This is a genomic window from Streptomyces sp. NBC_00637 (assembly GCF_045161545.1).
Taxonomy (GTDB): domain Bacteria; phylum Actinomycetota; class Actinomycetes; order Streptomycetales; family Streptomycetaceae; genus Streptomyces.
This window is the reverse complement of record NZ_CP109046.1, coordinates 5,897,630-5,910,060: the sequence shown is the minus strand read 5'-3', so window position 1 is coordinate 5,910,060 and position 12,431 is coordinate 5,897,630. Positions and strand designations below refer to the sequence as shown.

12 protein-coding genes are annotated in these 12,431 nt (G+C 72.2%); 9 read left to right on the top strand and 3 right to left on the bottom strand.

Annotated elements, in window-relative coordinates; genetic code table 11:
- Positions 1-25: 25 nt before the first annotated feature.
- Together OG440_RS25905 and OG440_RS25900 are read left to right on the top strand one after the other, a co-directional pair.
- Complete coding sequence (locus tag OG440_RS25905; protein ID WP_406009177.1) at positions 26-502, top strand: GNAT family N-acetyltransferase; 477 nt, start codon at positions 26-28, stop codon at positions 500-502.
- Between the two features lie 10 nt (positions 503-512).
- Positions 513-1,334, top strand: coding sequence for a serine hydrolase domain-containing protein (locus tag OG440_RS25900; protein WP_406009176.1), 822 nt, complete (start codon positions 513-515; stop codon positions 1,332-1,334).
- Here the strand turns inward: OG440_RS25900 and OG440_RS25895 are convergent.
- Positions 1,300-1,998, bottom strand: a complete 699-nt coding sequence (locus OG440_RS25895; protein WP_406011458.1) for a pirin family protein — start codon at positions 1,996-1,998, stop codon at positions 1,300-1,302. The genes OG440_RS25900 and OG440_RS25895 overlap by 35 nt on opposite strands.
- A gap of 116 nt (positions 1,999-2,114) precedes the next feature.
- Here OG440_RS25895 and OG440_RS25890 point away from each other — a divergent pair, with 116 nt between their 5' ends.
- The 5 genes from OG440_RS25890 to fabF all read left to right on the top strand — a co-directional run bounded on the left by OG440_RS25890 (position 2,115) and on the right by fabF (position 7,062).
- A complete protein-coding gene (locus tag OG440_RS25890; protein ID WP_406009175.1) occupies positions 2,115-3,320 on the top strand; it encodes a PucR family transcriptional regulator in 1,206 nt (401 codons plus the stop codon).
- Between the two features lie 89 nt (positions 3,321-3,409).
- Entirely contained in the window at positions 3,410-4,327 is a 918-nt protein-coding gene (locus OG440_RS25885) for an ACP S-malonyltransferase (RefSeq protein ID WP_406009174.1), read from the top strand.
- A 9-nt stretch (positions 4,328-4,336) separates the two neighbouring features.
- Positions 4,337-5,368 (top strand): ketoacyl-ACP synthase III, encoded by a 1,032-nt coding sequence (locus tag OG440_RS25880; protein WP_406009173.1) that lies wholly within the window; start codon positions 4,337-4,339, stop codon positions 5,366-5,368.
- Positions 5,369-5,449: 81 nt separating this feature from the next.
- The gene (locus OG440_RS25875; RefSeq protein WP_328482156.1) at positions 5,450-5,701 is read left to right on the top strand and encodes an acyl carrier protein; all 252 of its coding nucleotides are present in this window, start codon (positions 5,450-5,452) and stop codon (positions 5,699-5,701) included.
- Positions 5,702-5,781: 80 nt separating this feature from the next.
- A complete protein-coding gene (gene fabF, locus OG440_RS25870) occupies positions 5,782-7,062 on the top strand; it encodes a beta-ketoacyl-ACP synthase II (RefSeq protein ID WP_406009172.1) in 1,281 nt (426 codons plus the stop codon).
- Between the two features lie 67 nt (positions 7,063-7,129).
- Here the strand turns inward: fabF and OG440_RS25865 are convergent, their stop codons facing one another.
- Positions 7,130-7,624 carry a DUF3145 domain-containing protein gene (locus OG440_RS25865; protein ID WP_054238125.1) on the bottom strand — a complete coding sequence of 165 codons (495 nt, stop codon included), beginning with the start codon at positions 7,622-7,624 and terminating at the stop codon, positions 7,130-7,132.
- A 262-nt stretch (positions 7,625-7,886) separates the two neighbouring features.
- On the opposite strand from OG440_RS25865, the gene OG440_RS25860 reads away from it, so the two are divergent.
- Positions 7,887-8,783 carry an SGNH/GDSL hydrolase family protein gene (locus tag OG440_RS25860; RefSeq protein ID WP_406009171.1) on the top strand — a complete coding sequence of 299 codons (897 nt, stop codon included), beginning with the start codon at positions 7,887-7,889 and terminating at the stop codon, positions 8,781-8,783.
- 15 nt (positions 8,784-8,798) lie between these two features.
- Positions 8,799-9,776 carry an aldose epimerase family protein gene (locus tag OG440_RS25855; protein ID WP_406009170.1) on the top strand — a complete coding sequence of 326 codons (978 nt, stop codon included), beginning with the start codon at positions 8,799-8,801 and terminating at the stop codon, positions 9,774-9,776.
- A gap of 101 nt (positions 9,777-9,877) precedes the next feature.
- Here OG440_RS25855 and OG440_RS25850 read toward each other — a convergent pair whose 3' ends face one another.
- Complete coding sequence (locus OG440_RS25850; protein WP_406009169.1) at positions 9,878-12,340, bottom strand: glycoside hydrolase family 3 protein; 2,463 nt, start codon at positions 12,338-12,340, stop codon at positions 9,878-9,880.
- Positions 12,341-12,431 lie beyond the last annotated feature (91 nt).

Here is a 12,431-nt window from a genome sequence, read left to right as displayed (position 1 = left end):
TGATCACGCGGTTAGCGTGCGGGGCATGAGTCCTGTGCGCCGTGCCCTGCCCGAGGACGCCGCCGAAGTGCTGCGGCTGCGTCAAGTGATGATCGACTCGATGCTTGCGGTGGATTCCTCCACCGGCTGGCATGCCGAGTCGCTGCCCACGCTGCGGGAGCGGCTGTCCGAGCCGGACGGGGACTTCGGGGCCTTCGTCGTGGATCACCCGGACCGGCCGGGTCTGGCCGCGCTGGTCGTCGGGACGATCGAGTACCGGATCGGGCGGGCCGGCAATCCGCGCGGGACCATCGGTTTCGTCTTCAGCGTCGCCACCGACCCGGACGCGCGCCGACGCGGGTACGCGCGCGCCTGCATGGACGCGCTGCTGGAGTGGTTCCGGGCGCGGGGCGCCGTACAGATCCAGCTCACCGCGTCCGCCGACGCGGCGCCGCTCTACGCCTCCCTCGGCTTCAAGCCCAAGCCGGACCCCTTGATGGAGCTGCTGCTCCCGGGCGCATAGGCTCGGCGGCATGTCGCTCACGAGCCTCGCGTCGATCGAGAACTGGCCGGTTTCCTCCGCCTCGGCGGGTGTCGTACGGGCCGACGGTACGGTCCTGGGGACCCACGGTCCGGTCGGCCGGCGCTTCCCGCTGGCCTCGGTCACCAAGCCCCTCGCCGCGTACGCCGCCCTCGTCGCCTACGAGGAGGGGGCGGTCGAGCTGGACGAACCGGCCGGGCCGCCCGGAGCGACGGTCCGCCATCTCCTCGCCCACACGTCCGGGCTGGCCTTCGACGAGCACCGGGTGATGGCGCCCCCCGGGGAGCGGCGGCTGTACTCCAACGCCGGGTTCGAGCAGCTCGGCGACCATCTGGCGAAGGCCACGGAGATCCCGTTCGCGGAGTATCTGCGTCAGGCGGTGCTGGAGCCGCTGGGGATGACCGGCACCTCCCTGGAGGGCTCCCCGGCGAAGGACGGCGTGTCGACGGTCGAGGACCTGCTGCGGTTCGCGGCGGAGGTGCAGGCGCCCCGGCTGCTGGATCCGCGGACGGTGGCGGCGGCGATGACCGTGCAGTACCCGGGGACGAAGGGCGTACTGCCGGGGTACGGGCACCAGAACCCCAACGACTGGGGGCTCGGCTTCGAGATCCGCGACTCCAAGTCGCCGCACTGGACGGGGAGTTCCTCCTCGCCTCGCACCTTCGGGCACTTCGGGCAGTCGGGTACGTTCCTGTGGGTCGATCCCGCGGCGGGCGTGGCCGGGGTCGTCCTGACGGACCGGGCGTTCGGACCGTGGGCGGTCGAGGCCTGGCCCGCGTTCACGGACGCGGTGCTGGCCGAGGTCCGGGGCTGAACTCCGGCTCTCCCGGGCTGAAGACCCACATCAGCAGCTCCGCGTCGGTCACGCCCACCGCCTCCACGTCCTTGGCGTCCGTGACGCGTGCCGCGTCCCCCGGCGCCAGCTCCTCGCCCTCCAGGCGGGCCACGCCGCGCACCACGTGCACGTAGACGTGCGGCGCGTCCGGCACCGCAGTCCGCTCCCCCGCGCCCAGGCGCCGTACGTACAGCATCGCGCCGGCCTCCGGGACGGCGTACGGCGTGGAGTCGGCGATGCCGCGGACCGTCTCGTAGGACGGGTCGCCGCCGGGGTCGAGGGGGGCCAGCCACATCTGGACGAAGGTCAGGGGCACCTCGCCGTCGTTGCGTTCGACGTGCCGTACGCCGCCCGCTGAGCTGAGCCGCTGCACGTCTCCGGGGCGGACCACGCTCTCGTGGCCGGCCGAGTCCCGGTGCGTGAGCTCGCCCTCGACCACCCAGGTCACGATCTCGGTGTGGCTGTGGGGGTGTTCGTCGAAGCCGGCGCCGGGCGCGAGACGCTCCTCGTTGCAGGCGATCAGCGGGCCGAAGCGGAGGTTGCCGGGGTCGTAGTGGGGGCCGAAGGAGAAGGCGTGCCGGGTGTCGATCCCGGCGGCCGGGTCCCCGCCTCGGTAGCGCTCGTCGGCGCGCCGTACGTCCATCACCCGTCCACGGTAGACCCGCCGCGGGCCGTGCGATGACCTTGGGCGGGCCGCGCGCCGCCGCCTCCCGCGACCCGGCGGCGCACGCCCCCGTCCCGATAAGGCAGTCTTGTCCCGTGCCCGAACCCGAAACCAGTCACCCCGATCCCGCGGCGCACGCCGTCCACCCCCACCCCGCGACCCTGAAGCGGCTGGAGAAGTCCGCCGGAAGTCTCGCCGCCCAGGCCATCGCGCGGATGGACGAGACACTGTCGTGGTACCGGGCGATGCCCCCGGAGAACCGTTCCTGGATCGGGCTGGTCGCCCAGGCGGGCATCGCCGCCTTCACCGAGTGGTTCCGGCATCCGGACGCCCCGCAGGCCATCTCCACGGATGTGTTCGGGACCGCGCCGCGTGAGCTGACCCGGGCCATCACGCTGCGGCAGACCGTCGAGATGGTGCGCACCACGATCGAGGTCATGGAGTCCGCGATCGACGAGGTCGCGGCCCCGGGGGACGAGAACGTCCTGCGTGAGGCGCTGCTCGTGTACGCCCGCGAGATCGCCTTCGCCACCGCCCAGGTCTACGCCCAGGCCGCCGAGGCACGCGGCGCCTGGGACGCCCGGCTGGAGTCGCTCGTCGTGAACGCCGTGCTGAGCGGTGAGGCCGACGAGGGGGCGGTGAGCCGGGCCGCCGCCCTGGGGTGGAACGCGCCGGAGCATGTGTGCGTGGTCCTCGGGACCGCGCCCGACGGCGACTCCGAGCTGACCGTGGAGGCGATCCGGCGGGCGGCGCGACACGCCAAGCTCCAGGTCCTCACCGGGGTGCTCGGCTCCCGGCTGGTAGTGATCGCCGGTGGCAGCGACAACCCGCTCGCCGTCGCCAGGTCGCTGATCGGGCCGTTCGCCGCGGGACCCGTGGTGGCCGGACCCGTCGTACCCGACCTGCTCGCCGCGACCCGGTCCGCACAGGCCGCCGCGGCCGGACTCAAGGCCGGTTCCGCCTGGCAGGACGCACCCCGTCCGGTACTGGCGGACGATCTGCTGCCGGAGCGCGCGATCGCCGGTGATCCCGGTGCGCGTGAGCAGTTGGTGGAGGAGATCTACAGACCGCTCGAAGAGGCGGGGTCCGCGCTCCTGGAGACCCTCGCCGTCTATCTCGAACAGGCGTCCAGCCTCGAAGGGGCCGCGCGGATGCTCTTCGTTCATCCGAACACCGTGCGCTACCGGCTTCGACGTGTGACTGACGTCACCGGTTGGTCGCCTTCGGATGTACGCTCCGCGTTCACGCTCCGGATCGCGCTGATCCTGGGGCGCCTGGTCGACGGCGATCCCCAGACCTAGGCTTTTGTCGGGGCTCCACAAAACCCCCTGCCGTTCTTCGTCCCTGTCCCCACGGGCGGCTTCGGCCGTCCACAAGAGAGAGTGTGAGAGTGCTCGTACTCGTCGCTCCCGGCCAGGGCGCCCAGACGCCCGGCTTCCTGACCCCCTGGCTCGAACTCCCCGGTGCCGCCGCCCGCGTCGCCGCGTGGTCGGACGCCATCGGCCTGGACCTCGCCCACTACGGCACCCAGGCCGACGCGGACGAGATCCGTGACACCTCGGTGGCCCAGCCGCTGCTGGTGGCCGCCGGAATCCTGTCCGCGACCGCACTCGGCCAGGTGACCCCCGGCGCCGTCGCCGGCCACAGCGTCGGCGAGATCACCGCCGCCACCTTCGCCGGTGTACTGGACGACAGCGCCGCGCTGACCCTCGTACGCAAGCGCGGCCTGGCCATGGCCGACGCCGCCGCGATCACCGAGACCGGCATGTCCGCGCTGCTCGGCGGCGACCCCGAGGTCTCCGTCGCGCACCTGGAGAAGCTGGGGCTGACCCCGGCGAACATCAACGGCGCGGGCCAGATCGTCGCCGCGGGCACGCTGGAACAGCTCGCCGCGCTGAACGAGGACAAGCCCGAGGGCGTCCGCAAGGTCGTTCCGCTGAAGGTCGCCGGCGCCTTCCACACGCACCACATGGCCCCCGCCGTCGAGGCGCTCGCCAAGGCCGCCGTGGAGCTCACGCCGGCCGACCCGAAGATCCGTTACGTCTCCAACCGCGACGGGCTGACCGTCGCCACCGGCGCCGAGATCCTGGAGCGGCTGGTCGGCCAGGTCGCCAACCCGGTCCGCTGGGACCTGTGCATGGAGACCTTCAAGGAGCTCGGCGCGACCGCGCTGATCGAGGTCTCCCCCGGCGGCACGCTGGTCGGCCTCGCCAAGCGCGCCCTGCCCGGTGTGAAGACGCTGGCGCTGAAGACCCCCGACGACCTCGACGCCGCTCGCGAGCTCATCGCCGAGCACGGCGTCGCCTGAGGAGCCCTGATGGCGAAGATCAAGCCCGGCAAGGGCTCCCCGTACGCACGGATCCTCGGTGTGGGCGGCTACCGGCCCGTCCGGGTCGTCCCCAACGAGGTGATCCTCGAGACGATCGACTCGTCCGACGAGTGGATCCGTTCGCGCTCCGGCATCGAGACCCGGCACTGGGCGAACGACGAGGAGACCGTCGCCGCGATGTCCGTCGAGGCGTCGGGCAAGGCCATCGCCAACGCCGGGATCACCGCCGAGCAGATCGGCGCGGTCGTCGTCTCGACCGTCTCGCACTTCAAGCAGACGCCGGCCGTCGCCACCGAGATCGCCGACAAGCTCGGCACGAACAAGGCCGCCGCCTTCGACATCTCGGCCGGCTGCGCGGGCTTCGGCTACGGCCTGACGCTCGCCAAGGGCATGGTGGTGGAAGGTTCCGCCGAGTACGTGCTCGTCATCGGCGTCGAGCGGCTGTCCGACCTGACCGACCTGGAGGACCGCGCGACGGCCTTCCTGTTCGGCGACGGCGCGGGCGCGGTCGTGGTGGGCCCGTCCGACGAGCCGCACATCGGCCCGACCGTGTGGGGCTCCGAGGGCGACAAGTCGGAGACGATCAAGCAGACGGTGCCGTGGAACGAGTTCCAGGTCGGCGACGTCTCCCGGCTCCCGCTCGACAGCAAGGGCAACGTCAAGTTCCCCGCGATCACGCAGGAGGGCCAGGCGGTCTTCCGCTGGGCCGTCTTCGAGATGGCGAAGGTCGCCAAGGAGGCGCTCGACGTCGCCGGCATCACCGCCGACGAACTCGACGTCTTCATCCCGCACCAGGCCAACGAGCGGATCATCGACTCGATGGTGAAGACTCTCAAGCTGCCGGAGTCCGTCATGGTCGCCCGTGACGTGCGCACCACCGGCAACACCTCGGCCGCCTCGATCCCGCTCGCGATGGAGCGGCTTCTGGCGACCGGCGAGGCGAAGAGCGGCGACACCGCGCTCGTCATCGGATTCGGGGCGGGTCTCGTCTACGCCGCCACTGTCGTTACCCTCCCCTAGGCACTCCGTGCCGGATCATCCGGTCCGGCACGGGAGACACCCCATGCCACACCCTCTGGAATATCAAAGAAGGAGCGCCACATGGCCGCCACTCAGGAAGAGATCGTCGCCGGTCTCGCCGACATCGTGAACGAGATCGCCGGCATCCCGGTTGAGGACGTCCAGCTGGACAAGTCCTTCACCGACGACCTGGACGTCGACTCGCTGTCCATGGTCGAGGTCGTCGTCGCCGCCGAGGAGCGCTTCGAGGTCAAGATCCCGGACGAGGACGTCAAGAACCTCAAGACCGTCGGTGACGCGACGAACTACATCCTCAAGAACCAGCAGGCCTGATCCATCGGGCCCCTGGGCTGAACTGCCCCGCCACCCGGCGGTGGCGCCGCTGAATCCTCGCAACGTTGGAGAAAGAATCCGTGAGCCCGACCAATCGCACCGTGGTCGTCACCGGTATCGGCGCAACCACACCGCTGGGTGGCGACGCAGCCTCTACCTGGGAGGGCCTGGTCGCCGGCAAGTCCGGTGTCAAGGTCCTGGAGCATGAGTGGGCGGCCGAGCAGGCCGTCCGTATCGCGGCCCGCGTCGCGGTGGAGCCTCTCGAGGTCCTTCCGCGGCCGCAGGCCCGCAAGCTGGACCGCTCGGCGCAGTTCGCGCTGATCGCGGCCCAGGAAGCGTGGAAGGACGCCGGTTTCTCCGGCAAGGCCGGGGAGGCCGGCAGCGAGGGTGACGTCGATCCCGACCGGCTCGGCGCGGTCATCGCCTCCGGCATCGGCGGCGTGACCACCCTGCTCGACCAGTACGACGTGCTGAAGGAGAAGGGCGTCCGCCGCGTCTCCCCGCACACCGTGCCCATGCTGATGCCGAACAGCCCGTCCGCCAACGTGGGCCTGCTCGTGGGCGCCCGCGCGGGCGTGCACACGCCGGTCTCGGCGTGCGCGTCGGGCGCGGAGGCCATCGGCTACGCCATCGAGATGATCCGTACGGGCCGCGCCGACATCGTCGTCGCCGGCGGTACGGAGGCGGCGATCCACCCGCTGCCCATCGCCGCGTTCGGCAACATGATGGCGATGTCCAAGAACAACGACGACCCGCAGGGCGCCTCGCGTCCCTACGACGTCGCCCGCGACGGTTTCGTCATGGGCGAGGGGGCCGGCGTGATCGTCCTGGAGTCCGCCGAGCACGCCGCGCAGCGCGGGGCGCGGGTGTACGCCGAGGCGGTCGGCCAGGGCATCTCCTCCGACGCCCACGACATCGTGCAGCCGGAGCCCGAGGGCCGCGGTATCGCGCAGGCCCTGAAGAACCTGCTGGACAGCACCGGCCTGGACCCGGCGGAGATCGTGCACGTCAACGCGCACGCCACCTCGACGCCGGCCGGTGACGTGGCCGAACTGAAGGCACTGCGCAAGGTGTTCGGTGACGACGCCGACCACATGGCGGTCTCCGCGACCAAGTCGATGACGGGTCATCTGCTGGGTGGCGCGGGCGGCGTGGAGTCCGTCGCGACGGTCCTCGCGCTGTACCACCGCATCGCTCCGCCGACCATCAACGTCGAGAACCTCGACCCCGAGGCCGAGGCCAACGCGGACATCGTGCGGGGCGAGGCGCGCAAGCTGCCCGTCGAGGGCCGTATCGCCGCCCTGAACGACTCGTTCGGGTTCGGCGGGCACAACGTGGTGCTGGCGTTCCGCACGGTCTGAGAAGCGCGTACGCGACGCGGAAGGGCCCCACCTCTCGGAGGTGGGGCCCTTCCGCGTCGTCCCGTTCTCAGACCACCTGGTGCAACCAGCGCACCGGAGCGCCCTCGCCCGCGTATCTGAACGGTTCCAGTTCGTCGTCCCACGGCTTGCCGAGGAGTTTGGAGAGTTCGGCCTCGAGGTCCGTCTCGCCTCGCTGACTGCGCAGCAGAGCGGCACGCAGCCGGTCCTCGGGGATCAGGATGTCGCCGTGGATGCCGGTGACGGCGTGGAAGATGCCCAGGTCGGGCGTGCAGCTGTAGCGCTCGCCCTCGGCGGTGGCGCAGGGCTCGGCCGTGACCTCGAAGCGCAGCAGGTGCCAGCCGCGCAGCGCGGAGGCCAGTTTGGACGCGGTGCCGGCCTCGCCCTTCCAGGAGAACTCCGAGCGCCAGGTGCCGGGGGCGGCGGGCTGCCGGATCCAGTCGAGGTTGACGCGCGTGCCGAGCACCCCGGCGACGGCCCACTCGACGTGTGGGCACAGCGCGCGCGGCGCGGAGTGCACGTACAGAACTCCACGTGTCGTCACCGGGACCTCCGGGCAGAGCGGGACAGTCTTGCAGGCCGGCATGGCTGCGGTGGCAGGCAGCCGCGTTGATGGCGAGGCTACCGTGCGGCGGCGCAAGGAGTGTGACGTACCGTCGGTCCCAGTGCCGTGAAACCTCCGCCATTCACTCGGCAGGACGCCTGTACGGGCGTGGGACGTTCCATCGTGTGGGTGTGATTCGCCGGGAACTCCCGTGCGTTGTCATGAGGGGGCGTTGTTCGAGGAGCGAGGGGAACACCAGCGGATGCGGAAACGGAACCGGCACGCGCGGGCCGTGCTCGCGGGCACGACGGCGGCCGTCCTGGGCCTGGCCGGCTGTGACGCACTGGGGGGCGGGGACGCCGAGGGGTCCTCGGGGACCCGGCAGGCGAGGCCCTCGCCGTCGCCGACCCCGTTGTGGGACTCCAGCCCGTCCTCCGTGGCGGCGGTGGGCGACTCCATCACGCGCGGCTTCGACGCGTGTACGGTGCTCGCGGACTGCCCCGAGGTGTCCTGGGCGACCGGCGGCAGCGCCGAGGTGAACAGTCTCGCCGTCCGGCTGCTGGGCGCGGCGAAGGCGGCCACGCACAGCTGGAACTACGCGACGACCGGGGCGCGGATGGCGGACCTGCCGGCCCAGATGACACAGGCGGCGGCCGAGAAACCCCAGTTGGTGACGGTGATGGCGGGGGCGAACGACGCGTGCCGGGAGTCGACGGCGGCGATGACGTCGGTGGCCGACTTCCGCACGGAGTTCCAGGACGCGCTGAGCACGCTGCGCCGGGCGCTGCCGAAGACGCAGGTGTACGTGACGAGCGTGCCGAACCTGAAGCGGCTGTGGTCGCAGGGGCGGACGAACGTGCTGGGCAAGCAGGTGTGGAAGCTGGGCCTGTGCCCGTCGATGCTGGGCGACGCGGACGCGCTGGACGCGGCGGCGACCGCCCGGCGGGACACCGTGCAGAAGCGGGTGGAGGACTACAACTCGGTGCTGGCGGAGGTCTGCGCGAAGGACCTGCGGTGCCGGTTCGACGGCGGGGCGGTGTACGACTTCAGGTTCGGCACCGACCAGTTGAGCCACTGGGACTGGTTCCACCCGAGCAAGGACGGGCAGGCGCGGCTCGCTGAGCTGGCCTATCGGGGGGTCACCGCGAAGGCCGGGTGATTTAGGGTTTCGCTCATGAGCGAACACTTCGGGACACTTTCCGACGGCACTGAGGTACACCGCTGGACTCTGGAGCGGGCCGGCACGCGCGTACGGGTCCTTTCGTACGGCGGGATCGTGCAGTCCGTCGAGGTCCCCGACCGGGACGGGCGGGCGGCGAACGTGGTGCTGGGGTTCGCTGACCTGGAGGGCTATCTCGCGCATCCGGAGCCCTTCCTCGGCGCGCTGATCGGGCGGTACGCCAACCGGATCGCGCACGCCCGCTTCCCGCTGGACGGCGTGACGTACGCGCTGGAGCCGAACAACGCGCCGAACTCCCTGCACGGCGGCCCGCACGGCTTCGACAAGCGGGTGTGGGACGTCGTGCCGGTCGAGCACGGGGTGCGGCTCAGCCGGGTCGCGCCGCACGGCGAGGAGGGCTTCCCGGGCCGCCTCGAGGTGACGGCGACGTACACGCTCGACGCGTCGGGGGCGCTGCGGTTCGTGTACGAGGCGGTCACGGACGCGCCGACGGTGGTGAACCTGACCAATCACAGCTACTTCAACCTGGGCGGTCCGGGGAGCGGCGGCGCGGGCGGCCACGAGCTGCGGATGACCGCCTCCCGGTACACGCCGGTGGACGCGGATTTGATCCCGACGGGTGAGCTCGCGCCGGTGGCGGACGGCCGCTTCGACTTCCGTGCGGCCCGCAAGGTCGGCGCCGGCTACGACCACAACTTCGTGCTCGACAAGGGCGTCACGGACGCCCCGGTCGAGGTGGCCGAGCTGCACGATCCGGCGTCCGGGCGGGTCCTGACGGTGGCGACCACCGAGCCGGGGCTCCAGCTGTACACCGCCGACCACCTGGGTGAGCCCTTCGAGCCCGGCGAGGGCGTCGCGCTGGAGACCCAGCACTTCCCCGACTCGCCGAACCGGCCGGAGTTCCCGAGCACCGTGCTGCGGCCGGGCGACGTGTACCGGTCGGAGACGGTGTACGGCTTCGCGGTCCGGTAGGGGCGGCGGGCGGACGGCGAGGGGCGCGGCCGGAAGGATGTTGCCCCGGTCCAGGGGTCAGGTCCCGGACCGGGGCTGTCGGTGGGGCGACGGGCGCCGCTTCACACGTTAATCGCCGCGGTGAGCCTGCGGTCGGCGATCGAGCGGCCGACCTGAATTTCGTACGAACCTTTCACAAAGGACCACCGGTGGTCCGCCTCGTCCCACACCTCGAAGGCGCGGCCCGGGATCTCCACGGTGACCTCGGCCCTCTCCCCCGGGCCCGCCTCGACGCCGGCGAAGCCCGCCAGCCAGCGGGCCGGGCGCTCGGGCGCAGCGCCTTCGGGCGCCGGGCCTTCGGGCGCCGGGCCCTCGGGCGCCGGGGTCGTCCCGGTCGGGGCCAGGTAGACCTGTACGACCTCGCGTCCCGGCCGCGTGCCGCTGTTGCGGATCCGCACGGTGACCGTGGAGCCGGTGACGTCGACCGACTCGTAGGTCCAGTCCGTGTAGCCGAGGCCGTGGCCGAAGGGGTGGGCCGGGGTGCGGTGCGCCTTCTCCCAGGCGCGGTAGCCGATGAAGACGCCCTCGCGGTAGGCGAGTTCACCGTCGGTGGGGGTGACCTCGGTGACGGGGGCGTCGTCGAGGGAGCCCCAGGTGGTGGGGAGCCGGCCGCCGGGTTCGTGGGTGCCCGTCAGGACGTCCGCCAGGGCCGCTCCGCCCTCCTGGCCGGGGAACCAGGTGAGCAGGACGGCCGCGACGTCCTCGCGCCACGGCAGCTCCACCGGGGAGCCCGCGTTGACGACCACCACGGTGTTCGGGTTGGCGGCGGCGACGGCACGGACCAGATCGTCCTGCCGGCCGGGGAGGCGGAGGTCCCTGCGGTCGAAGCCCTCGGACTCGACGCGTTCGGTGGTGGCGACCACGACGACCGCCGTGTCGGCGGCCCGCGCCGTCTCCGCCGCCTCGGCGATCAGCTCGTCGGGGTCGCGCTGCGGCTCCTGGTGGCAGAGGGTGAAGGTGACGGCCTTCAGCGGCCCGTCCTGCGGAAGGGCCACGAGGTGGGTCAGGCACACCTCGACCGGTTCGCCGGCCGTCAGGGCGACGCGGGCGCGGGCCACCGGTCCGCCGAAGAAGGACGCGAACGGGTCCTTCCTCGCCGGGCGTTCGACGCCCTCGAAGACGGTCGCGCCGTCGACGTCCAGCCGGTAGGCGCCCAGGCCCCGGGTGCCGAAGGTGTGCTCCCCGGTCTCGCGCGGCACGAAGGTCCCGGTCAGTTCGACGGTGTGCAGCCGGTCGTGGGTGACGCCCTCGGGGAGATCCGAGCCCATCCACTGGAGGTGGCCGTTGGGGGTGGGGTCGGCGCCCAGCACCGTGCCGTCGGCGTCGCGGCAGACGGCGCGCAGCGTGAACCCACGGGCGGCGACGGCGAGTTCCTCGTTGGGGTCGGCGCCGACCGCGTAGCGCAGGGTTCCCTCGGGGAGGGCGGCGGTGAGGCCGTCGAGCGGGGAGACCGTGCGGGCCGGGAAGACCGTGGCGGAGCCGCCGCCGAGGACGCGGGCGTCGCGGGCGGCGGCGCCGAGGAGGGCGACCGTGCCGGGCCTCAGCGGGAGGGCGGCGTTCTCGTTGCGCACCAGGACGAAGGAGCGGCGGGCGACCTCCCGGGCCAGGGACACGCCGTCGACCTCGGCCGGCCACGCGGTCACGGCGGGTTCGGCGCCGTCCAGGGCGCCCACGCGGGCTGCCAGACGCAGGACGCGGCGCACGGCCTCGTCGACCTCGGACTCGGCGAGTCGGCCGTCGCGTACCGCCCGCGCGAGGGCCTCGCCGTAGACGGTCCGCGGTCCGGGCATGGCGATGTCGAGGCCGCCCCTGAGCGCGCCGACGGTGTCGCGGGCGGCGGTCCAGTCGGAGACGTTGCAGCCGTCGAAGCCCCACGCGTCGCGCAGGACCTCGTTCACGAGGTGGTGGTGCTCGGTCATCGTCGTGCCGTTGACCGAGTTGTAGGCGGTCATGACGCCCCAGGGGCGGGCGTTCTCGACGATGGCCTCGAAGGGGGCCAGGTACAGCTCGTGCAGGGCGCGTTCGCCGACCAGGTTGTCCACGGTGAAGCGGTCGGTCTCGGCGTCGTTGGCGACGAAGTGCTTGACGGTGGTGCCGACACCGCCGGACTGGACGCCGTTCACATAGCCCGCGCCGATCACCCCCGTCAGGTAGGGGTCCTCGCTGTAGGCCTCGAAGTGACGGCCGCCGAGCGGGGAGCGGTGCAGGTTGACCGTGGGCGCGAGGAGGACGTGGACGCCCTTGCGGCGGGCCTCCTGGGCGAGGAGGACACCGGCGCGGTGGGCCAGCTCCGGGTCCCAGGTGGCCGCGAGGGCGGTCGGGGAGGGCAGCGCGACGGACGGGTCGTCGGCGGTCCAGCGCCTTCCCCGGACCCCGATCGGGCCGTCCGACATGACGAGGGACCTCAGTCCGATCTCCGGCAGCCCGGGCAGCGACCACGTGTCCTGGCCGGCCAGCAGCCGGGTCTTGGCATCCAGGTCGAGTACAGCGAGGGCCGTTGCGACGGCCGTCTCCACTTCCGCCATCGCGGCGCCTCCTCGTTGCGTTGCGCGGACGCCTGCATCCTGCCCTCGGCGGCGGCCGGGCACGCGAACGCGCCACCATCACCTGAACCGC